Source organism: Castellaniella sp. MT123, from assembly GCF_039614765.1.
Taxonomy (GTDB): Bacteria; Pseudomonadota; Gammaproteobacteria; order Burkholderiales; family Burkholderiaceae_B; genus Castellaniella.
In genome coordinates, this window is sequence record NZ_CP154879.1 from 252,089 (window position 1) to 275,550 (window position 23,462).

General features: G+C 63.9%; 18 protein-coding genes and 1 tRNA gene. 16 read left to right on the top strand and 3 right to left on the bottom strand.

Features of this window, described 5'->3' with window-relative positions; translation table 11 throughout:
• Positions 1-16 precede the first annotated feature (16 nt).
• Complete coding sequence (locus tag ABCV34_RS01205) at positions 17-2,248, bottom strand: FUSC family membrane protein (RefSeq protein ID WP_345797435.1); 2,232 nt, start codon at positions 2,246-2,248, stop codon at positions 17-19.
• A 454-nt stretch (positions 2,249-2,702) separates the two neighbouring features.
• Between ABCV34_RS01205 and ABCV34_RS01210 the strand changes: the two genes are divergently transcribed.
• The 7 genes from ABCV34_RS01210 (at position 2,703) to pnp (ending at position 10,238) form a co-directional block, all read left to right on the top strand.
• A complete protein-coding gene (locus ABCV34_RS01210) occupies positions 2,703-4,451 on the top strand; it encodes an acetolactate synthase 3 catalytic subunit (RefSeq protein ID WP_345797436.1) in 1,749 nt (582 codons plus the stop codon).
• 10 nt (positions 4,452-4,461) lie between these two features.
• Positions 4,462-4,953, top strand: coding sequence for an acetolactate synthase small subunit (gene ilvN / locus ABCV34_RS01215; protein WP_345797437.1), 492 nt, complete (start codon positions 4,462-4,464; stop codon positions 4,951-4,953).
• A 38-nt stretch (positions 4,954-4,991) separates the two neighbouring features.
• On the top strand, positions 4,992-6,008 hold the full coding sequence (ilvC, locus tag ABCV34_RS01220) for a ketol-acid reductoisomerase (protein WP_345797438.1): 1,017 nt from the start codon (positions 4,992-4,994) through the stop codon (positions 6,006-6,008).
• 114 nt (positions 6,009-6,122) lie between these two features.
• Positions 6,123-6,803, top strand: coding sequence for a phosphatidylserine decarboxylase (locus tag ABCV34_RS01225; RefSeq protein WP_345797439.1), 681 nt, complete (start codon positions 6,123-6,125; stop codon positions 6,801-6,803).
• Between the two features lie 4 nt (positions 6,804-6,807).
• Positions 6,808-7,569, top strand: coding sequence for a CDP-diacylglycerol--serine O-phosphatidyltransferase (gene pssA / locus ABCV34_RS01230; protein WP_345797440.1), 762 nt, complete (start codon positions 6,808-6,810; stop codon positions 7,567-7,569).
• 165 nt (positions 7,570-7,734) lie between these two features.
• Entirely contained in the window at positions 7,735-8,004 is a 270-nt protein-coding gene (gene rpsO / locus ABCV34_RS01235) for a 30S ribosomal protein S15 (protein WP_345797441.1), read from the top strand.
• 89 nt (positions 8,005-8,093) lie between these two features.
• On the top strand, positions 8,094-10,238 hold the full coding sequence (pnp, locus tag ABCV34_RS01240) for a polyribonucleotide nucleotidyltransferase (protein ID WP_345797442.1): 2,145 nt from the start codon (positions 8,094-8,096) through the stop codon (positions 10,236-10,238).
• Between the two features lie 156 nt (positions 10,239-10,394).
• Here the strand turns inward: pnp and ABCV34_RS01245 are convergent, their stop codons facing one another.
• On the bottom strand, positions 10,395-11,375 hold the full coding sequence (locus ABCV34_RS01245; protein ID WP_345797443.1) for an NAD(P)H-quinone oxidoreductase: 981 nt from the start codon (positions 11,373-11,375) through the stop codon (positions 10,395-10,397).
• Between the two features lie 57 nt (positions 11,376-11,432).
• Between ABCV34_RS01245 and ABCV34_RS01250 the strand changes: the two genes are divergently transcribed.
• Positions 11,433-11,520 (top strand) — tRNA-Ser (locus ABCV34_RS01250).
• Positions 11,521-11,568: 48 nt separating this feature from the next.
• On the opposite strand, the gene ABCV34_RS01255 is transcribed toward ABCV34_RS01250, so the two are convergent.
• Positions 11,569-12,552 (bottom strand): zinc-dependent alcohol dehydrogenase family protein, encoded by a 984-nt coding sequence (locus ABCV34_RS01255; RefSeq protein ID WP_345797444.1) that lies wholly within the window; start codon positions 12,550-12,552, stop codon positions 11,569-11,571.
• A 120-nt stretch (positions 12,553-12,672) separates the two neighbouring features.
• On the opposite strand from ABCV34_RS01255, the gene mgtA reads away from it, so the two are divergent.
• The 8 genes from mgtA to ABCV34_RS01295 all read left to right on the top strand — a co-directional run bounded on the left by mgtA (position 12,673) and on the right by ABCV34_RS01295 (position 23,462).
• Positions 12,673-15,390, top strand: coding sequence for a magnesium-translocating P-type ATPase (gene mgtA / locus ABCV34_RS01260; RefSeq protein WP_345797445.1), 2,718 nt, complete (start codon positions 12,673-12,675; stop codon positions 15,388-15,390).
• Between the two features lie 163 nt (positions 15,391-15,553).
• Entirely contained in the window at positions 15,554-16,420 is an 867-nt protein-coding gene (locus ABCV34_RS01265) for a c-type cytochrome (RefSeq protein ID WP_345797446.1), read from the top strand.
• A 114-nt stretch (positions 16,421-16,534) separates the two neighbouring features.
• Entirely contained in the window at positions 16,535-17,917 is a 1,383-nt protein-coding gene (locus ABCV34_RS01270; protein ID WP_345797447.1) for an MFS transporter, read from the top strand.
• A gap of 61 nt (positions 17,918-17,978) precedes the next feature.
• On the top strand, positions 17,979-18,278 hold the full coding sequence (locus ABCV34_RS01275) for an XRE family transcriptional regulator (RefSeq protein ID WP_345797448.1): 300 nt from the start codon (positions 17,979-17,981) through the stop codon (positions 18,276-18,278).
• 586 nt (positions 18,279-18,864) lie between these two features.
• Complete coding sequence (locus ABCV34_RS01280; protein ID WP_345797449.1) at positions 18,865-19,482, top strand: TetR/AcrR family transcriptional regulator; 618 nt, start codon at positions 18,865-18,867, stop codon at positions 19,480-19,482.
• Positions 19,479-20,522 (top strand): secretion protein HlyD, encoded by a 1,044-nt coding sequence (hlyD, locus tag ABCV34_RS01285; protein WP_345797450.1) that lies wholly within the window; start codon positions 19,479-19,481, stop codon positions 20,520-20,522. The genes ABCV34_RS01280 and hlyD overlap by 4 nt, the downstream gene beginning before the upstream one ends.
• A 1-nt stretch (position 20,523) precedes the next feature.
• Entirely contained in the window at positions 20,524-22,296 is a 1,773-nt protein-coding gene (locus ABCV34_RS01290; protein WP_345797451.1) for an ATP-binding cassette domain-containing protein, read from the top strand.
• A complete protein-coding gene (locus ABCV34_RS01295) occupies positions 22,293-23,462 on the top strand; it encodes an ABC transporter permease (protein ID WP_345797452.1) in 1,170 nt (389 codons plus the stop codon). The genes ABCV34_RS01290 and ABCV34_RS01295 overlap by 4 nt, the downstream gene beginning before the upstream one ends.

The following is a 23,462-nucleotide window of genomic DNA, read 5'->3' on the forward strand; positions in this document are numbered from 1 at the left end:
GCTTGTCGCTGCTGGATCAGGCGGATGCCGCCTGAGGTTTGCGGTGATTCGCCGGGGTGGCGCCCGGTTCCAGCGCACGCATGTTCTCGTCGATGCGCTGGGCGGCCTTGATCATCTGGCGTAGCGGGTAGGCCATCGCGGCATGGTCGCCATCCGTTTCGATGACATTGGGCGGCGCACCCGTGCGCCCGGCCAGGAAATCGGTCGTGGCGGCCAGCGCCTGGCGGATACCGGCGGGTTCCTGGTCCAGGCGCGCCAGTTGCGGGATGACGGCGGCGATCTGCGAGGCCAGCGCGTGATGCTGGATCATCAGGCGGTTCAGTTCGGGGACATGGCGCTGTCGGCGCACAGGCTCATCCATCATTCGGTAGAAGGCCGAGGCGAAGTTGCTGAAGGCGATGTGCACGTTGTTGCGGCTCAGCTTCCACTGCGTTTCGGCTTCGTTCCGGTCGGAACTGTCGGGGTAGCCTGCCTGGCGCGCCTTCCGGGATGCCTGCACGTAGGCAAGGCCTTTTTGCAGGAATGCTTGGTTCGCGGTGCGCAAGGTGCGGGCCAGCGTGTCGATGGCGGTGCGTTCCCAGGATGGCAGGATGTAGCTGCAGCTCAGGGCCAGGACGCTGCCGATGACGGTATCGACCAGCCGTTCGCCCACCACGGTGTTCGATCCGGGCACCAGGAAGTGGAAGATCAGCAGCACGAACAGGGTGTTGAACACAGCGGACAGGATGAAGTTCACCTGGACCAGGCTGTAGCCCAGGATGCTGCTGGCCACCAGGATCAGCAGGTACAGCGTCGGGTTCAGGTCTAGGAAGAACAACACCACCGCCAGTCCGCAGCCGATCAGGGTGCCCATCAGTCGCCAGCCGTTGCGCTGGCGGGTCAGGGCGAAGCCGGGTTTCATGATGATGAGGACCGTCAGGATGATCCAGTAGCTGTGGCCGGCCATCCCCGGGTCCAGCGTGCGCACCATCGGGGTGTAGGCCATCAGGGTGCCCACCACCATCGACAGCAGGGCGGCGACCGCGACCCGCAGTCCGTAGCGGAAATGTGCCGATTGCATGTGCAGGTTGTCGGTCAGCAGACCCAGACGCCATTTCTGGCGTGTGAGGAACCGGTTCAGCGACCGGTTGGCCTTGGACAGGTCCGAGTCCTGGGGCAGGGGATTGACCGAATGGTCCGCCATGCGGTCCACCTGGCGGGTCATGTTGCGCAGGCGGCGCAGGACCTGGACCAGCAGGGCGTACAGTTCCGGGTCGGACTGGAGCATGCCCTGTTCGCGCAGCTGCTGCAGTTCGAATTCTATTGCCCTCAGCTCGGCCTTGACACTGTTGCGCACCCGCGCGTGGCGATTGCGCGCCACGTTCAGGGCCAGGCCCGAGACGTTGGCCGCCAGCTTGCGCATGGCATCGCGCACGAACAGCAGGATGTCGCTGTCGGGCAGCGCCTGGCGCAGGGTTGTGTAGTCGGTGTGCGTGGCGACCATGCTGTCGAGCAGGCTCACCATGTCGACAAACAGGTTCAGCAGGCCTTGGCGCAGGCGGTCTCCCCGCGATGTGGCGCCGCGCGGCAGTTCGCGCAGGACCATGTCGCGCGCGGCCTGATGCGCATCGGTCATGGCCGCCTGGCTGCGGATCAGTTGCCGATAGCTTTTTTCCAGATCCACATGGATGTCGTAGAACTGCGACCGTGTGGCGACGTAGTCCGCGGTGGCGAACAGGGCGACGGACAGGACCTGTTGTTCCTCGCGGTGCCACAGCAGGCGATGCGCGATGGCGCTGTAGATCAGGTAGAACGCGCCGCCCAGAAAGGACGTCAGCGTGTGCTGCAGCACGTCGGCCTGGGTCAGGGGCGTGCGCAGGGTCAGCGTCATGATCAGCAGGCACGCGAAGCCCAGCAGACCGCCGTGTTTGCCGTAGACCGTCAGCATCGAAAAGCCGAAGCACAGCGTCGGGACCACCAGCCAGATGGCCAGGGTGTTGCTGGCGGCCAATCCGGTCACGGCCGTGGTCAGCGAACCCAGACACAGGGCGGCGAACATGCCGTTGATGCCATAGCGCCGCGGGCCGCCAGGTTGGTCCAGGAGCGCCACGCAGGCGGCGCCCACAGCGGCGACGAATCCGGCGGCGACCCAGCCGAACAGGCCCGTGAGGACCAGCGCCGGCAGCAGCACCCCTGTGGCCTGCCGCAAGCCGCCGAAGAAGTAGTGGCTATAGAAGAATCTCTGCAGCTGGGGCGTAGGCGAGGTCATGCAGCCGGGATCCGGAAGGCCATGTTGGACAACAATGGGGGAAGTATAGGAAATCCCGGGGTGCACGTGTGGGCGAACCAGGGTTTTCCTGGCGAAGGGATCTAGCGGCCGATCCTCCTGGCCAGTCGTCGCGCGCTCATCGCTTGCAGCCCATGTTGCAACGCGGTAAATTAGCCGCTTGGTCATCCCGCATCGGGGTTGGCTGATGTGGCGAACACCCGGGTCACACGCCCGGGTTTTTTCGTCTTCCATTATTTATGCTCCAGGATGCGCCACAAGCGTGGTCCGGGGCGTCCGTTTCCACCACGTTGCGCCTGACGGCGCGAGTGTCCTGTACCAAGGGGTGCGGGCTGGTTCCACGAGGTGTCCGGGCACAGCGATTCCGTGAATCGCCTAGCGTCGGATCATGTCGCGGATCACCGGTGCCGGCCCGGGCCGGATGGCCGCTTGGCGCATGGCACAGGTTAGAAAGGAATCCATCATGGAACTCAATGGCGCCGACATCGTCGTGCGTTGTCTGATCGAGGAAGGCGTAGACCATGTGTTTGGCTACCCCGGCGGCGCGGTCCTCTACATCTACGACGCGATCTACAACCAAGACAAATTCCAGCACGTCCTCGTGCGACACGAGCAGGCTGCGGTTCACGCAGCCGATGCCTATTCCCGATCCTCCGATAAAGTCGGCGTCTGCCTGGTCACCAGCGGCCCGGGCGTGACCAATGCCGTGACCGGCATCGCGACGGCCTATATGGACTCGATCCCGATGGTCATCATCAGCGGTCAGGTGCCTACGAACGCCATCGGCCAGGATGCCTTCCAGGAATGCGACACCGTCGGCATCACGCGGCCCTGCGTCAAGCACAATTTCCTGGTGCGCGACGTCAAGGACCTGGCCGAAACCCTGCGCCGGGCCTTCTACATCGCGCGCTCCGGCCGTCCCGGGCCGGTGCTGGTCGACATCCCGAAGGACGTCTCCGTCGCGATCTGCAAATACACGCCCAAGCGCGGGCCGACCCAGCTGCGTTCCTACGCGCCGGTCACCAAGGGGCACCAGGGCCAGATCAAGAAGGCCGTGCAGATGCTGCTGGCCGCCGAACGGCCCATGATCTACGCCGGGGGCGGGGTCGTACTCTCGAATGCGTCAGATGAACTGCGCAAGCTGGTCCGCATGACCGGGGCGCCGTGCACCACGACGCTCATGGGCCTGGGGGCGTTCCCCGGCACCGACCTGCAATTCGTGGGCATGCCCGGTATGCATGGCACCTACGAAGCCAATATGGCCATGCAGAATTGCGACGTTCTGCTGGCCGTCGGCGCGCGTTTCGACGATCGCGTCATCGGCAATCCGAAGCATTTTGCCCAGGTGCCGCGCAAGATCATCCATGTGGACATCGATCCGTCCTCGATCTCCAAGCGGGTGCGGGTGGATGTGCCCATCGTGGGCGATGTCCGCGAAGTACTCCAGGATCTGATCGGTCTGTATGCGCAGTCGCTGGCCGAACAGGGCAGCGCCGAACATCAGCTGGATGCCTGGTGGAAGCAGATCGACACCTGGCGGGGCCGCAAATGCCTGGACTATGAACACTCGGACACGGTGATCAAGCCGCAGTTCGTGGTGCAGAAACTCTGGGAAGTCACCCGCGGCCAGGCGTTCGTGACGTCCGACGTGGGGCAGCACCAGATGTGGGCCGCCCAGTATTACCCCTTCCCGGAGCCTCGCCGCTGGATCAATTCCGGGGGGCTGGGCACCATGGGTGTCGGCCTGCCGTTCGCCATGGGGGTGCAGATGGCCAATCCGGATCGGGACGTCGCCGTGATTACCGGCGAAGGTTCCATCCAGATGAACATCCAGGAACTGTCCACCTGCAGCCAGTATCGCCTGACACCCAAGATCCTGTGCCTGAACAACCGGTACCTGGGCATGGTGCGCCAGTGGCAGCAGATCGAATACGGTTCGCGGTATTCCGAATCCTACGTGGATGCCCTGCCGGACTTCGTGAAACTCGTCGAGAGCTACGGCCATGTCGGCATGCGCATCGAAAAACCGGCCGACGTCGAGCCCGCGCTGCGCGAGGCGTTCACGAAATACAAGGACCGTCTCGTGTTCATGGACTTCATCACGGATCAGACCGAGAACGTCTGGCCCATGGTCAAAGCCGGTCGCGGCCTGACCGAAATGCTGCTGGGTTCCGAGGATCTGTGAGGGGATAACCATGAAACACGTCATTTCCGTTTTGCTGGAAAACGAACCGGGTGCCCTGTCGCGGGTCGTGGGGCTGTTTTCCGCTCGCGGCTACAACATCGAAACTCTGACCGTGGCGCCCACCGAAGACGTCACGCTGTCGCGCATGACCATCGTCACGGTGGGGTCCGATGAAATCATCGAACAGATCACCAAGCACCTGAACCGGCTGGTGGATGTCGTCAAGGTTGTGGACCTGTCCGAAGGCCCGCACGTCGAACGCGAGCTCATGCTCATCAAGGTGCGCGCGGTGGGCAAGGAACGCGATGAAATGAAGCGCATGGCGGAGATCTTCCGGGGGCGGATCATCGATGTCACCGACAAGACCTACACCATCGAACTCACCGGCGTGCAGGATAAAATCGCCGCCTTCATCGGCGCGCTGGACCGCAGCGCCATCCTGGAGACCGTCCGCACGGGGGTCTCCGGCGTGGGCCGCGGCGAACGCGTTCTCAAACTATAGAAGTGCCCAGAATCAAATAATCTCACGGAGTATCCGACATGAAAGTTTTCTACGACAAAGACTGTGACCTGTCCCTGATCAAGGGCAAGCAAGTGGCCATCATCGGTTATGGCTCGCAGGGGCATGCCCATGCCCAGAACCTGCATGATTCCGGTGTCAAGGTCACCGTGGGTCTGCGCAAGGGCGGCGCCTCCTGGAAAAAGGCGGAAGGTGCCGGTCTGTCCGTCAAGGAAGTGGCCGAGGCCGTCAAGGGTGCCGACGTGGTCATGATGCTGCTGCCCGACGAGCACATCGCCGAGGTCTACCGGACCCAGATCGCCGCCAACCTGAAGTCCGGCGCCGCTCTGGCGTTCGCTCACGGCTTCAATGTGCATTACGGCCAGGTCGTGCCGCGCGCCGACATCGACGTCATCATGATCGCCCCGAAGGCTCCTGGCCACACCGTGCGCAGTACCTATAAGCAGGGCGGCGGCGTGCCGCATCTGGTCGCCGTGCACCAGGACGTCTCCGGCAAGGCCCGTGATCTGGCCCTGTCGTACGCCATGGGCAATGGCGGCGGGCGCGCCGGCATCATCGAAACGAATTTCCGTGAGGAAACCGAAACCGACCTGTTCGGTGAGCAGGCCGTGCTGTGCGGTGGCACCGTCGAACTCATCAAGGCGGGCTTCCAGACGCTGGTCGAGGCCGGCTACGCCCCCGAAATGGCGTATTTCGAGTGCCTGCACGAACTGAAGCTGATCGTGGATCTGATCTACGAAGGCGGCATCGCCAACATGAACTACTCGATCTCCAACAATGCGGAATACGGCGAATACGTCACCGGCCCGCGCATCGTCACCGACGAGACGCGTGCGGCGATGCGTCAGTGCCTGACCGACATCCAGACGGGTGTCTACGCGAAGAACTTCATTCTGGAAAACGCCGCTGGCGCACCGGAACTGACCTCGCGCCGCCGTCTGAACGCCGAATCGCAGATCGAGCAGGTGGGTGGCAAACTGCGCGCCATGATGCCCTGGATCGCAGCCAACAAGCTGGTGGATCAGTCGAAGAACTAAGCGTCGCCCACCACGCATGGGGGCCGGGCTTCCGGAAGGAAGGCCGGCCCTTCATTCTTTGGGCGCCGGTTGGTTCGATTCCACACCCTGAATTGGGTTATTCTTGCGCCTACCATGAAAATCCCTCCTTACCCACATCCCGTCATCGCCCGCGAGGGCTGGCTCATTCTGATCGGTGCCGTCATTGTGGTCGTGCTGGTCAGTGCCTGGTCGGCCTGGGCATCCATTCCGTTCTGGATCTTCGCGCTGTTTGCGCTGCAGTTCTTCCGCGATCCCGCCCGCGAGGCGCCGGAAGGGCAGGGGCTGGTGTTGTGTCCGGCCGATGGGCGCATCGTTTGCGTCGAAGACGCAGCGGATCCCTATGCCGGTGGTCGTCAGGCCTTGAAGATCAGCGTTTTCATGAATGTGTTCAACGTGCACTCGAATCGGGTGCCGGTCGATGGTGCCGTCCAGTCGATCGAATATTTTCCGGGCAAGTTCTTCAACGCTGCGCTGGACAAGGCCTCGCTGGAAAACGAGCGCAACGCCATGGTTCTGGAAACCACTGACGGACAGACGGTGACCGCCGTGCAGGTCGCGGGTCTGGTCGCCAAGCGCATCCTGTGCCACGCCCGGATCGGGCAGTCTCTGTATGCCGGGCAGCGCTACGGTTTCATCCGGTTCGGCTCGCGGGTGGACGTATACTTGCCCCCAGGAAGCCGGCCCCGGGTCGCCATCGGCGACAAGGTCAAGGCCACCAGCACCGTGCTGGCCGAGCTCCCTGTTCGCTCCCGTGACAACGATTCCACACCCTGAGCCCATGCCTGACGAAAGACAGCGCCGCCGCAGCATTTATCTGCTGCCGAACGCGTTCACCACCGCCAACCTGTTCGCGGGCTTCTATGCCGTCGTACAGGCCATGAACCAGCACTTCGAAGTCGCCGCCATCGCGGTGTTCCTGGCCATGGTCTTCGACAGCATGGACGGGCGGGTGGCGCGGCTGACGAACACCCAGTCCGCTTTTGGCGAACAGTACGATTCGCTGGCGGACATGATTTCCTTCGGTATGGCGCCCGCACTGGTCATGTATGAATGGTCGCTTCAGGGGCTGGGCCGCTGGGGCTGGCTGGCCGCTTTCGTTTATGTGGTCGGGGCGGCGCTGCGCCTGGCGCGGTTCAACGCCAACATCGGCAAGGTCGACAAGCAGTACTTTCAGGGGCTGCCCAGCCCGGCCGCCGCCGCATTGGTCGCCGGTTTTGTCTGGCTGTCGGTGGACAACAAACTGTCGCTGTCCGATGGCGTGATCCCCTGGGCCGCCTTTGCCGTGACTGTCTATGCCGGGATTGCGATGGTGTCCAACGCGCCGTTCTTCAGCGGCAAGTCTTTTGCGCTGGGCCGCAGCGTGCCGTTCTGGGTCATGCTGCTCGTCGTCGCTGTGTTCGTCTTCGTGTCCAGCGACCCACCCGTGGTGCTGTTCCTGCTGTTCGTGCTCTACAGCCTGTCAGGCTGGCTTGTCTGGCTGTGGCGGGTACGCCGGGCCCGTCGGTTGGGGGCCCGGATGCGCGGTACGGACGACCTTTGATCAGAACGGCCTCAGGTCGCGACATCCTTCCCGGGGTTTCAGCCCCGCATACGGGGCAGAGTCGAATCCGCTATAATCCCGGATGCGCCACGGATTGCGTGGCGTTTTTTTTCATTTCACGGCAGCGCGCCTCGGTGCTGCCGCCTGTCCCTGAGGTTTAAAAGCATGTCTGTTGCTGATATCGTCAAATCCGACATCGTGTCGCAATTCCAGCGCGCCGCTGGCGACACCGGGTCCCCCGAAGTCCAGGTCGCCTTGCTGACCGCCCGCATCAATGAGCTGACCGGCCACTTCAAAGCCCACACGAAAGACCACCATTCGCGTCGTGGCCTGCTGCGCATGGTCAGCCGTCGCCGCAAGCTGCTCGACTACCTGAAGGGCCGCAACCCGGATTCCTACCGTGCACTGATCGAAAAACTCGGTCTGCGCAAGTAATGCCCCGGGGCCTGGCTCCCCGTGTACGAACCGTGTACGCCGCGATCCGATGCGCGGAGTGCACGGTTTTTTGTTAGAAGGATAATGTGATGTTCAATAAAGTGAGCAAGTCGTTCCAGTACGGTGAGCACACCGTGGTTCTGGAAACCGGCGAGATCGCCCGCCAGGCGTCCGGTGCCGTACTGGTTTCCGTCGATGACACGGTTGTTCTGGCCACTGTCGTCGCGGCCCGTACTGCCAAGCCCGGCCAGGATTTTTTCCCGCTGACCGTCGATTACGTTGAAAAGACCTATGCCGCTGGCAAGATCCCGGGCGGCTTCTTCAAACGCGAGGGCAAGCCCTCGGAAAAAGAAACCCTGACGTCGCGTCTGATCGACCGTCCGCTGCGGCCTTTGTTCCCAGAGGGCTTCTACAACGACGTCCAGGTCATCATCCATACCCTGTCGGTCAATCCCGAGATCGACCCCGACATCCCCGCGATGATCGGCGCATCGGCGGCGCTGGCCATCTCCGGCATTCCCTTCAATGGGCCGGTGGGTGCGGTGCGTGTCGGTTACATCGACGGTCAGTATGTCCTGAACCCCAGCACCACGCAGGTGCGCGAGCAATCCCAACTGGACCTGGTGGTCGCCGGCACCGAAGCGGCCGTGCTGATGGTCGAATCCGAGGCCAAGCAGCTGCCGGAAGACGTCATGCTGGGTGCCGTGGTGTTTGGGCATGAACAGATGCAGGCCTGCATCAACGCCATTCATGAACTGGTGGCCGAAGCCGGCAAGCCCGAATGGGACTGGCAGCCCGCCCCGCGCAACGAAGCGCTGGCCACGGCCGTGCGTGCCGCTGCCTTCGAACCGCTGCAGGCTGTCTATCAGCTGCGTAACAAGCAGGAACGCACTACCCGGCTGCGTCAGGTGTATGCCGATGTCAAGGCCAAGCTCGCCGAACACGCTGCGGCGCGTGGCGATGCGGCGCCGGACAATGTCGAAGTCGAGAACATGCTGTTCGCACTGGAATCCGAGATCGTGCGTGGTCAGGTCCTGAACGGCGAACCGCGTATCGACGGGCGCGACACGCGTACGGTGCGTCCGATCAGCATCCGCCTGGGCGTGCTGCCGCGCGCCCACGGTTCGGCCCTGTTCACCCGGGGTGAAACCCAGGCGCTGGTGGTCACCACGCTGGGCACCAAGCAGGACGAACAGATCATCGATTCGATCATGGGCGAATACCGTGACCGTTTCATGCTGCACTACAACATGCCGCCGTTCGCCACGGGCGAAACGGGTCGTTTCGGGGTGCCCAAGCGCCGCGAGATCGGTCATGGCCGCCTGGCCAAGCGCGCCCTGCTGCCGCTGTTGCCCGCCGCCGATGAATTCCAGTACACCCTGCGTCTGGTGTCCGAAATCACGGAATCGAATGGTTCCTCCTCCATGGCGTCCGTCTGCGGCGGCAGCCTGTCGATGATGGACGCGGGCGTGCCGATCAAGGACCACGTGGCCGGTGTGGCCATGGGCCTGATCAAGGAAGGCGGCAAGTTCGCCGTGCTGACCGACATCCTGGGCGACGAGGATCACCTGGGCGACATGGACTTCAAGGTCACCGGCACGGTTACCGGCGTGACCGCCCTGCAGATGGACATCAAGATTCAGGGCATCACCAAGGAAATCATGCAGGTGGCGCTGGCCCAGGCTCGTGAAGGCCGCCTGCACATTCTGGGCAAGATGCGTGAAGCCATCGACGGCTCCCGCACCGAATTGTCCGACTTCGCGCCGCGTATGCTGCGGCTCAAGATCAACCCGGAAAAGATCCGCGACGTGATCGGCAAGGGTGGCGCCACCATCCGTGCCCTGACCGAGGAAACCGGCTGCCAGATCGACATCAGCGACGATGGCAGCATCACCATCGCCAGTGCCGACCTGGATCGTGCGCATGAAGCCGAGCGCCGCATCAAGGAACTGACCGCTGATGTGGAAGTCGGTCAGGAATACCAGGGCACCGTGCAGCGTCTGCTGGACTTCGGCGCCATCGTTCAGGTGCTGCCGGGCCGCGACGGCCTGCTGCACATTTCCGAGATCGCCAACTACCGCATCAACGACATCAATGATGTCTTGAAGGTCGGCCAGTCGGTCCGCGTCAAGGTCATCGAGGCCGATGATCGCGGCCGCCTGCGCCTGTCGGTGAAGGCCATCGGCGGCATCGAAGCCCAGGGCGGCCCCGCCGCCCCGACGCCCGCCGAATAAGCGGTTCCGTCGCACTGGGCGGTCTGGCCCGCCCAGTTGGCAAAAAGGCGCTCTTCGGGGCGCCTTTTTGCTTGAAGCCGGACCCCCGATCGGGATGCCGCCAGCCCGGCCCTGGTCGCATCCCGCTTTGTCATACCGCCAAGATGGCAATATCGCTCATCGGGTCAGCAGAACGATTTTCCCGATTTGCTCGCCGGCATCCATCATCGAGTGGGCAAGGGCCGCATCGGCCAGTGGAAAAGTGGCGTGGATCCGTGGCCGGATGACGCCGGCTTCCAGCAGCGGCCAGACGCGTTCACGCAGTGCCCGTGCGATGGATGCCTTGACGGCGACAGGGCGGGCGCGCAGCGTCGAGCCCGTCACCGTCAGCCGGCGGCGCATGACTTCCCGACAGTCCAGGGTGCCACGCCTGCCCCCTAGCTGCGCGATGATCACCAGCCGCCCATCGTCCGCCAGAGTTTCGATGTTGCGCGGCAAATAGTCGCCCGCCACCATGTCCAGGATCACGTCCACGCCGCGTCCGTCCGTCAGCGTCCGGATCTCCTCGACGAAATCCTGGGTGCGGTAATTGATGCCGTGCGTGCAGCCCAGCGCTTCGATGGCCTGGACCCGTTCGTCGCTGCCCGCCGTGGCGTAGACCGCGTGGCCGAACGCCCGCGCCAGGGTGATGGCTGTCGTGCCGATGCCGCTGGCTCCGCCATGGACCAGCAGCGTTTCGCCGGATGCCAGCGCTGCGCGATCGAAAACGTTGCTCCAGACGGTGAAATAGGTTTCGGGCAGCGCCGCCGCCTCGGTCATCGAAAGGCCGGACGGGACGGGCAGGCACTGGCCGGCCGGTGCCACGCAGTACTGCGCATAGCCACCGCCCGCGATCAGGGCACAGACATCGTCGCCGATCTTCAGACCAGCCGATTCCGGGTCGCCGCTGACGATGCGGCCGGCCACTTCCAGCCCCGGCAGGTCGGACGCTCCATCGGGAGGCGGGTAGCTGCCCTGGCGCTGAAAAACATCGGGCCGGTTGACCCCGGCGGCTTCGACCTCGATCAGGACTTCTCCGGTGCCTGGAACAGGGGTCGGGCGATCCACCAGACGCAGGACGTCCGGGCCGCCGGGCTTGGTGATTTCAATGGCTTTCATGGGGGTTCCTGTCGGTATCCAGCCTGGATTATGCGCTACACTTGCGGTCTTCATCCGGGAAGCGTGGCAGAGTGGTCGATTGCACTGGTCTTGAAAACCAGCAACGGGAAACCGTTCGTGAGTTCGAATCTCACCGCTTCCGCCAAGGCTCGGACAGTTTTTGCACACTTCGTCTGACGCGGCACCGGAGCGGTCAGGGGACGATGACAGCGGCCCCATCGAGCCTGCCGGCGCGCAGGTCCGCAAGTGCCCGATTTGCGTCTTCGAGTCCGTAGATCGTGGTCCGCGTCCGTATGCCGGCGGCGCTGGCCGTCGGGAAAAATTCATGCGCATCCTGGCGAGTCAGGTTTGCCACCGATGCCAGTTTCCGTTCTTCCCACAAGACTGCGTACGGCATGGCGGGAATGTCGCTCATGTGGATGCCGCCGCACACCACCCGTCCGCCTTTGCGCACGGCTCTCAGTGCGCAGGGCACCAGAGCGCCAACCGGCGCGAAAATGATGGCCGCGTCGAGCGGCTCCGGCGGCATCTCGTCCGATGCTCCGGCCCAGACAGCACCCAGGTCCATGGCGAATCGCTGTGCCTGGGCGTCGCCGCGGCGCGTGAAAGCAAAGACCCGCCTGCCTTGCCAGGCGCATATCTGCGCGAGGATATGCGCGGCGGCGCCAAAGCCGTAGAGACCGATGCGTTCCCCATCGCCCGCCTTCTTCAGCGATCGCCAGCCTATGAGCCCGGCGCAAAGCAGGGGCGCCAGCGATGCGGGCGCGGCGTCCTCGTCCAGGGGGAAGGCGAAATCCGCATCGGCCACCGTGTGGGTGGCGAAGCCACCATCGCGGGTATAACCGGTGAAGATCGGCGTGTCGCAGAGATTTTCCGCACCGGTGCTGCAATAGCGGCAGGTGCCGCACGTGTGCCCAAGCCATGGCACGCCGACGCGGTGGCCCAGCCGGGCGCGATCGACCCCCGGCCCGACGGCATCGACGATGCCGACTACCTCGTGACCGAGTATGAGGGGCAGCTTCGGATGAGGAAGATCTCCGTCCACGATGTGCAGATCGGTGCGGCAGACCGCACAAGCCTCCACCCGCAGCCTGATTTCGCCAGGGCCCGGCAGCGGATCCGGCCGCTCGACCGGCGAGAGTGGCATTCCTGATTTCTCGAAGATCATTGCCTTCATGATGGGCCTTTGGTGGTGCGTGTCCGCTGGCACAAAATTCGTCGGATTCCGCTGCGATCGATAGGATCGGAAGTCCGCTGAAGGATAATATATCCGCTGCCGCAGGCTGGCTCCATAGGATTGAGGGGTCGGTCTTCGATCCCGCATCGTGCGACTTGCAGGCGGGCTGACGGCCGCTCGAAGGCAGAGCGATGTGACTTTCGGGAGACGCGCATGGCATGGGCAGATCTGGATGCGGTCGGCAACGGCACGGATGCCTATTGGTCTAAGCCGGCGAAGGATCTGTTCGAAGCGCTCGCTTCCCGGCCGGCGGGGCTTTCATCCGCCGAGGCGGCCGACAGGCTTCTGCGCGCCGGTCCGAATGGCCTCGGGAAGAAGGGGGGCGTCAATGCGCTGGGCACCTTCGCCCGCCAGTTCCGCAGCCCGCTCGTGCTGATCCTGGTCTTTGCCGCCATCGCGTCCGCCTTCGTCGGCGAGGGCAGCGAGGCGGCGATCATCGCGCTGATCGTGATGGCAAGCTGCTTGCTGAGTTTCACGCAGGAGTATGGGGCTTCCAAGGCGATGCAGGCCTTGACCGCGCGTATCTCGCGCAAGGCGCTGGTGGTGCGTGACGGTGTCGAACAACTGGTCCCCGCCGAGTCGATCGTTCCGGGCGATGTGATCAGGCTCTCGGCCGGCAATCTGATCCCGGCGGATGGCGTATTGGTCGAAGCGTGTGACCTCTGCGTCAGCGAGGCGGCCCTGACGGGCGAGACCTATCCGGTGGAGAAACTCCCCGGGCAGTCGCCGGCGCAGGCGCAGATCGGGCAGCGCGGCAATGCCGTGTTCATGGGCACCTCGGTGCGCAGCGGCACGGCGACCGTTCTGGTGGTGCATACCGGCGCACGCACCGAATACGCGGCAATCGCGGCCACCATTGCGCACAATGCGCCCGAAACCGAGTTTGCCAGGGGCATTCGCCACTTCGGCTACCTGATGACAGAAATCATGCTGGTCATCGTTCTTGTGGTGTTTGCGGCCAACCTGCTGCTGCATCGTCCGCTGATCGACTCGTTGCTTTTTTCCCTGGCGCTGGCGGTGGGGCTGACGCCCGAGCTGCTGCCGGCCATCATCTCGGTGACGCTGGCGCGGGGCGCGCGCACCCTGGCTGCGGGGGGCGTCATCGTGCGCAGGCTCGACGCCATTGAAAATCTGGGCAGCATGGATCTGCTGTGCACGGACAAGACCGGAACCTTGACCGAGGGTGTCGTTCGGCTTGACGCCTGCAGCGATGTGGCCGGTTCCGATTCGGCGGACGTTCGCCTGTGGGCCGTTCTCAATGCCACGCTGCAGTCCGGCATGGTCAACCCGCTCGATGAGGCTATCGCCTCCGCCGGCCACGGCGCGGACCTTGCGGCCGGTTGGGAAAAGGTGGATGAGATTCCCTACGATTTCGTGCGCAAGCGCCTGACCGTCGTCGTGCGCCGGAAAGACGCAGCCGATGATCTGATGATCTGCAAGGGCGCCGTGAGCAACATCCTGGAAGTGTGCTCTTCGGTACTCGACGGGGCTGAGGTCAGGCCTCTGGAATCCAGCCATTCCACGGCGATCGAGGCGAAGATCCGGGACTGGAGCAATCAAGGTTACCGGGTGCTCGGTTTGGCGATCCGGCATTTCCAGGGCGCCGGGCCGTATGGTCGGCGGGATGAAGCGGATCTGTGCTTCGCGGGTTTCCTGCTTTTCCTGGATCCACCCAAGGCCGGCGTGGCCGATACGCTGAAGGCGATGCACGACAGCGGAATCGCTGTCAAAGTCATCACGGGGGACAACCGCTATGTGGCGGCGCACCTCGCGCAAACCGTCGGCCTCGGCCACCGCAGCATCCTCACTGGCGAGGAACTGGCCGGCATGACCAAGGAGGCGCTGTTCGGGCGCGCGCTGCGCACGGACTTGTTCGTGGAGATCGATCCAAACCAGAAGGAGCGCATCATACAGGCCCTGCGGCGACATGGCCGCGTCGTCGGGTATCTGGGCGATGGCATCAACGATGCCCCCGCATTGCACGAAGCCGACATCGGCATTTCCGTCGACAGTGCGGTCGACGTGGCGCGCGAGGCTGCGGACATGATCCTGCTCAAACGCGACCTCGGCGTGCTGTTGCAGGGTGTCGACGATGGCCGGCGGACCTTCGCGAATACGATGAAATATATCTCTATCACTACCAGCGCCAATTTCGGCAACATGTTCTCGATGGCGTTCGCTTCGCTTGCCTTGCCCTTCCTGCCGCTCCTTGCTCCGCAGATCCTGCTCAACAATCTGCTGTCGTCGCTGCCTTCGCTGGCCATTGCGCGCGACCGGGTGGATGCGGAGCAGATCCGGGTGCCGCGCCGCTGGGATATCGGCTCGATCCGTCGCTTCATGATCTATTTCGGTCTGATCAGTTCCTTGTTCGATTTCCTGACGTTCGGCTTTCTGCTGGTGGCGATGCATGCGGTTGCCGATGTCTTCCGCACGGGGTGGTTCGTGGAATCGCTGCTGACACAGCTGGCGGTCGTGCTTGTGGTGCGCACCCACAAATCTTTCTGGCACAGCCGGCCAGGTACGCTGCTGGCCTGGCTGACGCTGGCCGTGGCTGTGCTGGCATTGCTGATTCCTGACCTGCCGGGCGCCGACTGGTTCGGCTTCACTCCGCTGCCCGCCGCCGTGATGGCAGGCCTGTTGACGATCACGCTGCTTTATCTGGCAGTCTCCGAGACGTCAAAACGCCTGTTTTTCAGGCGTGAGGACCGCAGGCCGGCACGCAGTCGCAGGGTTCCGCACCTAGCTACCTCGCATAGCGCACGTCGGGACGCGGCATGATGCCGCAGTACTGTGCGACGGGCCGGCCGCTCCATGCTGGCAGTCCTCCCAAAGGCGGATATGATTCCGTCTAAAAATGCATGATTCTTGAGGTCATAACGACTATCGGGCCTGGAAGGCTGGTAGCGTCATGGAATGACCATCCATCTGGAGGGAACGAATCATGAAGGCAATGCGCAGGCTGGCGGTCTTGGGTGTTCTGGCGTGGTGTTTCGGAACCGCCCAGGCCCAGGATGACGACTTGTTGGTGCGTGGCGATTATCTGATGAACGGGGTGGTGGCCTGCGTCAACTGCCATGCGGCTCGCGACGAAAAGGGCAAGGTTCTAAAGAATCTGGGGCTGTCCGGGGGCATGGTCTTCGAGGCGCCCGTGTTCACTGCCTATGCGGCGAACATTACCCCGGACCGCAAGACCGGAATCGGAGGCTGGACCGACGCCCAGCTGGCCAATGCCATCCGCAATGGCGTCCGGCCTGATGGATCCCTGATTGGCCCGCCAATGCCCACGCCCTTTTACCGCAACCTCTCGGATCGGGATCTGGCCGCCATCATCGCCTACCTGAGGGCTCAGCCGGCGGTCGAACACGCGGTTCCAAAATCCACCTACCGGATGCCTTTGCCGCCGAATTACGGTCCGCCGGTGACCCACGTCACGGCCCCCAAACCCACCGATACGGTCGGCTATGGCCGCTACTTGGCGGAAATCGGCCATTGCATGGAATGTCATACGCCTCGCGATGCGCATGGCCAACTGGTCATGTCGCAACTGGGGGCCGGTGGTCAACTGATCCAGGGGCCGGCCGGCATGGAGGCGGTGTCCGCCAACCTGACTCCGGATCGGGACGGGCTGCGGAACTGGACCGACGCGCAGGTTGCGCGCGCTATCCGTACCGGCATCGACGACGAGGGCAAGCCGCTCGTGCGGATCATGGCCTTCGACTGGTATCGGAATATTGACGATGCCGACATGAAGTCCCTGATTGCCTATTTGCGATCGTTGCCCGCGCAGCCATCGCCGAAGCAGCCTTGACCGGGGGCGCGGCAAGCGCCGGCATTCAGACCGGAGGGTGGCACCTGTGTGATGGGAACGTGCGGTCATGAGGCCCACAGTACAATCCCCCGTTATAGCCTCGTTCGCCACAGCATGACTTCAGCCACCAGGACGCCGGTACGCAAGAATACCGTCTTTGCCATCATCGCCATGGCGTTGCTCATGATGTCGATCGACTCGACGATCGTGGCTACCGCGCTGCATGCGATCCAGCAGGGCCTGCGAACATCCATCAATCTGGCCAGCTGGACGATCACGGCGTATTCCTTCGGTTTCGTGCTGATGCTGCCGGTCAGCGGCAAGCTTTCCGAGCGTTTTGGCCGGCGCCGGGTCTTCATCGCCTCGACCGGGGTCTTCACCCTGGCATCGCTGGGTTGCGGCATGGCGGACAACATCTATCTGCTGATCGTTCTGCGCGCGCTGCAGGCGGCCGGCGGCGCCGGTTTCACGCCGACGGCGACCGGCATCATCGTCGATCACTTCGGAGACGCCCGCGACCGCTATGTCAGCCTGTTTGGCAGCATCTTTCCGATCGGGGCCATGATCGGGCCGATCTTCGGCGGCTATTTCGTGGCTTATTCGTCCTGGCGTGATGTGTTTTACGTCAACGTGCCGATCGGCCTGGCGATCTTCCTGCTGGCTTGGCGTTTCATCCCCCATGACCGCCCGAAGGGTGACGCTTCCGGCAAGAAGATGGATGCCGCCGGGATCGCCATGCTGGGTGGCAGTCTGCTGTCGGCGATGCTGGCGGCGACCGTGCTGGGCGAGACGACAGGGGCCCGGAACTGGGGTGAATTCCTGATTCTGCTCGGTCTGGCGCTTGGCTTGCTGGTCCTTTTTTTCCGTCATATCCGGCGCACTGACACTCCTTTCATCCAGCCCCGGCTGATCTATGGCCCGAATTTCGGCGCGGTCAACCTGGTGAATATGACGTTCAGCGGTTTCGTGATCGGGGCGATGGCCCTGGTGCCGTTGTATGCCATCAATCGATATGACATCGATGCGGTGGGGTCCGGTACGTTGCTGACGGCTCAAGGTGCCGCCGCGATGATCTGCTCGCTGACGGCGGTCGTGATGCTGCGGCGCACCGGTTATCGCATTCCCCTGTACGTCGGCAGTGCGATCGCCATTGTCGGACTCGCGCTGCTCGCGCTGCCACCGGTGGCGGATATCTCGCCCTACGCCTGGCTGGCGTTTGCCGCGTTCCTGGTGGGGGCGGGGAACGGGGCCATCAATCCGGCTATGCGCAATGCCGGCCTGCAGCTGGCGCCGGAATCCTCTTCCATGCTGGCCGCCTTGCGCACGCTGTCGCTGCAGATCGGTGCGATCGCCACAGTCTCGATCGTGGCGGCCGTTTTGGCCCATCAGAGCGACATGGGGCTGATCCTGGCCTGGGTCTATGCCGTTCTCGCCGCGATTCGGTTGCTGGCCTTGCCGCTGGTCCGGTTCGTGCCCGAACAGCGCGGTTCCTGGTAGTGCAGCGGTGCTGGCTAAGATAAAATAGCAGTCTGCGTAGTCGTGATCAGGAGGCTTCCCTATGATGACCGGATCTCAATGTCGCGCAGCCCGTGCGCTGATCAATCTGAAGCGTGCCCACCTCGCCGAGGCGTCGGATGTCCCGGAACGGGACATCGAACAGTTCGAGCACCAGTTGGTGGCACTGCCGGATTCCGCCGTGCAGGCGATGCAACAGGCACTCGAGCATTGCGGCGCGGTCTTCATCAATGAAGGCAGTGCCGGGGTGGGTGTACAGCTGAAGTTCACCTGCTCCGATGCCCAGCAGGTCGAGCAGATGGAAGACGAAGGCGGCCCGGCCGCGGACGACAAGGTGCTGTGATTCCTGTCTGACGGCGTTCGCAGGATCAGCCGTCCGTGTTTCCGTGCTGGTCCATGTCGGCGGACGGAGGGTCTATTTGTGTGCACCATCAGTCGCCATGATTCTTGCGGGTACAATGGGCGTCCTTCACGGTGCCGTCATGCTGGAATAGGTTCCTGCGCATCGTGCAATGCCCGAGTGGTGAAATTGGTAGACACAAGGGACTTGAACAATTTGAGCCTTCGGGGGGAAACGTCCGAAGTGAAGCCCGTCAAAGTCGGCGAAAGCCCTGGATGCTCCGGCAACCGAGCCAACACCGAGCCAAGCCCAGGCCATTTCCTGGGAAGGTGTAGAGAGCAGACGGCGGGCACCTACGGTCGCAAGGCTATGGTGAAGGCGTGCTCCAGACCACGAACACCCTGCGTTGAGCAGGGCGGCGGCGAAAGCCGAAGTGGTAAGAAAATCCCTCGCCGAAAGGCGTGCCGGTTCAATTCCGGCCTCGGGCACCATTCCAAAGCCGTCCCAGCTGATGCCGGGGCGGCTTTTCCATTGTTGGCCTCATGATGCTAAGATAGTGATCAGTTACTAACTTACCGAAGGGCAAGCCATGAGCGGGCACTCCAAGCATCTACCGGCCGACGAGCGGCGCGCGGCCACAGTCGAGACCGTGGTCAATCTGGCTGCCGAGCAGAACCCCAGTGATATCACGACCGCAGCCATCGCGGAACGGATGGGGGTGACCCAGGGGGCGCTGTTTCGTCACTTTCCGACTAAAGACGCCATCCTGCAGGCGGTGATGTCCTGGGTCGCCGAGCGCTTGTTGGCCCGGGTGGACAAGGCTGCCGAAGGCACTGCGTCTCCTGTTACAGCGCTGGAGGCGGTTTTCATGACACATGTCGACTTTGTGTCCAAGCACCCGGGGGTGCCGAGGATGCTCTTTGGCGAATTGCAGCGGCCGGGAGACACCCCGCCCAAGCAAATCGCCCAGACCTTGATTCGTCATTACGGCGAGCGACTGTGCCGTCTGCTTGACGCCGGCAAGGCGCAGGGTGAGCTGGATGCCGGACTGGATGTGGACGCCGCTGCCGTCTTGTTCATCGGCACCATCCAGGGGTTGGTGATGCAGTCGCTGCTGGCCGGCGACGTGGCGCGCATCCGCCGTGACGCGCCGGGGGTGTTCGCCATCTACCGACGTGGTGTTCGCTCCCTGGAGGCCGGGCAATGAAGATCAACAGCCTTTCCCACAAAGCCAAACGGATCTTCATCGTTGTCGCCATCGTTGCGATTGCAAGTGGTTCCGGCTTGTTTTTCCGGATGCAGCGCGCGGGGAGTGACGACAGTCAGCTACGCTTGTATGGCAACGTCGACATCCGCGAGGTGCAGCTGGCCTTCCGCCAGCCTGGGCGCGTGACTCAAATGGCCTTCGATGAGGGCGACGCCGTACGCGCCGGCGAACGCATGGCCGCGCTTGATGCGCAGCCCTATCGGGAAGCCCTGGCGGTGGCGCAGGCCCAGGTGCAGGTCGCCCAGGCGGAACTGACGAAGCTACGCCACGGCTTGCGGCCACAGGAAATTACGCAGGCGCGAGAATCGCTCAAGCAGGCGCAAGCGCTCGCCACTGAGACCGAGCGCAACTTTCAACGCCAGAGCCGCCTGCTGGAATCGGGTGCCAGCAGTCAGCGTACGGTTGATGCCGCCCGCGCGGCACGAGACCGGGCAACCGCTGGCGTCGAAGCAGCCAAGGCCGCCATGTCGCAAGCATCCGAAGGCTTTCGCAAGGAAGACATCGCCGCGGCCGAGGCCCGTTTGACGGCCGCGCAGGCTGCCGCGGCGCAAGCCGCTACAGCCCTGGCGGACACCGAATTGATGGCGCCCAGTAACGGGACTGTCATCGCACGGGTGCGTGAGCCCGGCAGCATGGTTGCAAGCCAGAGCACGATCTACAGCCTGAGCCTGGACAAGCCGGTGTATGTGCGCGCCTACGTGGGTGAGTCGGACTTGGGGCGCATTGCACCTGGCACTGCGGTGCGCGTCAAGAGCGATTCATCCGAGAAGGTCTATCGCGGTCAGATCGGCTTCATCTCGCCACGCGCGGAATTCACCCCCAAGACAGTGGAGACGACGGATTTGCGTACCGATCTGGTGTACCGACTGCGCATCGTCATCGACGAAGCCGACAGCGACGCTGCGTTACGCCAGGGTATGCCGGTAACCGTCGACGTCGATGCGAAAGCCCACGCCAGCACCCCGGCGGCGGAGCGTTGACATGCAGGCGAGCCCCGCCATCGCCACCGTGTCACCGGGTGCGGGCACGGACGCCGCCGTCGTCATCGAAGGCGTGGCCAAACATTTCGGCAACGTGCAGGCCCTGAAGGGCTTGAGCGCACGCATCCACTATGGCCGGCTGACGGGCCTGGTCGGCCCCGACGGCGCCGGCAAGACGACGCTGATGCGCATCCTGACCGGTCTGCTGACACCCAACGCCGGACGCGTCACCCTGGCCGGCTTTGACGTGGTCAAGGACAACGACGCCATCCACGTCGCCAGCGGCTACATGCCGCAGCGCTTCGGCCTGTACGAAGACTTGTCGGTGATGGAAAACATGCGGCTGTACGCGCAGTTGCGCGGCATGGATGCGGGCCGGAACGCCGATCTGTTTGCCGAACTGCTCGACTTCACGCGGCTTGGGCCCTTCACCGGGCGTCTCGCCGGCAAGCTCTCGGGCGGCATGAAGCAGAAGCTGGGGCTTGCCTGTGCGCTCATGGCGCGGCCCAAGGTGCTGCTGCTGGACGAGCCCGGGGTGGGCGTCGATCCGGTCAGCCGCCAGGACTTGTGGCGCATGGTGCAGGCGCTGACCGATGAGGGCATGGCCGTGGTCTGGTCCACCGCGTATCTCGACGAGGCCGAGCGCTGCGAAAGCGTGTTGTTGCTGAACCAGGGACAGCTCCTGTTCGATGGCCCACCGCAAGAATTGACCGCGCAGCTCGAAGGCCGCAGTTTCCGCCTGGAAGATGTGGGCGCCGAGCGTCGGGCGGTCCTGACCGAAGCGCTCGATCTGCCCAGCGTGAGCGATGGCGTGATCCAGGGCGCCGGCGTGCGCGTAGTGCTGCGCGCGGGCGCGGACGCAGCGCAGGTGCAGGCCTTGGCCGAACGGGTGCAGGTGCGGCTGGCGCAGGTGCCGGCGCGCTTCGAGGACGCTTTCATCGATCTGCTCGGCGGTGGTCCCGGCGGCACCTCAACGCTGGCCGAGCGTCTGCCGCCAGTCGAACTGGGCTCCGATATTGCCGTGTCCTGCCGCAATCTCACCAAGCGCTTCGGCGAATTCACCGCCACCGACAACGTCAGCTTCGAAGTAACCAAGGGTGAGATCTTCGGCCTGCTCGGCCCCAACGGCGCTGGCAAATCCACGACCTTCAAGATGCTCTGTGGCCTGCTGAAACCCACTGCGGGCGAGGCGCATGTGGTGGGGCACGACCTGCGCCGCGCCACGGGCGCGGCCAAGAGCCGGCTCGGCTACATGGCGCAAAAATTTTCGCTCTACGGCCTGCTGTCTGTGCAGCAGAACCTGGAGTTCTCGGCCGGGGTCTATGGGCTGGAAGGCAGCGCCCGGCGCGAGCGTATCGCCGAGATGATCGAAACCTTCGACCTGGGCGACTGGCTTTCGGCCACGCCCGATTCCCTGCCGCTGGGGCATAAGCAGCGCCTGGCGCTGGCCTGTTCGCTGATGCACCGCCCGCCGGTGCTGTTCCTGGACGAGCCGACTTCAGGGGTGGATCCCATCACCCGGCGCGAGTTCTGGACACACATCAACGGGCTGGCGCGCAAGGGCGTGACCATCATGGTCACCACCCACTTCATGGACGAGGCCGAATACTGCGACCGCGTGGCCATGCTGTCGCGTGCGCGGCTGATCGCGCTGGACACGCCCGACGCGCTCAAGCGCGTGACAGTGAGCCCGGAAAAACCCGATCCGACCATGGAGGACGCGTTCATCCATCTGGTCGAGTCGGCCGAGCGCGAGATGGAGGCCGCCACATGAACGAACCTATAAAGGACAAGGATAGGGGCGGTCCGGTGCCGGTCGACCTGCGTCGCTTCGACCTGCGGCGCCTGATAGCCCTGGTCACGAAGGAAAGCCACCAGGCGTTGCGCGACCCTTCGACGCTGCTGATCGCCTTCGTGCTGCCGGTGGTGTTGCTGCTGCTGTTTGCCTATGCAGTGTCGCTGGATGCCAAGAACGTCCGCGTCGGTGTGGTGCTCGAATCCCCCGGCGCATCGGCGCAGTCGCTGGCCGCCGCGTTTTCGGGCACCCGCTTCCTGCAGGTGCAGTTCGCCCACGACCGGCGCGAAGTGGCCGAGAAGCTGGTGTCCGGCGACCTGCGCGGCTACGTGGTGATTCCGCAGGACTTCGAGCAGCGCCTGGCGCAGCGCGGCACCGAGCCGCTGGTGCAGATCGTCACCGATGGCTCCTACCCCAACACCGCCAACTACGTCGAGAACTACTCCCGTGGCGTGGTGCAGACGTGGCGCGCCGGTCTGGACGTCGCGGCGCCGCCCCAGTCCGTCGTACTGGAGCCGCGCTACTGGTTCAACCCCGAGCTGGAAAGCCGCCGCGCGCTGATCCCCGGCGCGATCGCCATCGTCATGACCATCATCGGCACCATGCTCACCGCGCTGGTGGTGGCACGCGAATGGGAACGCGGCACCATGGAGGCGGTGCTGTCCACGCCCGCGTCGGTGGCCGAGATCCTGATCGGCAAGCTGCTGCCGTACTTCGTGCTCGGCATGCTGTCCACGCTGGTCGCGGCGGCATTGGCCGTGTTCGTTTTCGGCGTGCCGATGCGTGGCTCGCTGGCGGCGCTGCTGCTACTGTCGGCAGTGTTCATGGTGCCGGCCCTGGGCCAGGGGCTGCTGATTTCCTCACTGGCACGCAACCAGTTCCTGGCGGCGCAGATCGCCCTGTTCACAGGTTTCCTGCCGGCCTTCATGTTGTCGGGCTTTCTGTACGAAATCGACGCCATGCCCGCACCGATCCGCGCCATCACCCGGGTGGTTCCGGCGCGCTATTTCGTCGATTCGCTCAAAACCGTGTTCCTGGCCGGCGATGTCTGGGCGGTGTTCCTGCCCAATCTGGCGGCGATGGCGGCGATCGGGGCATTGTTCTTCGCGATCGCCAAGCGCGCCACGCGCAAGAACCTGGAGTGA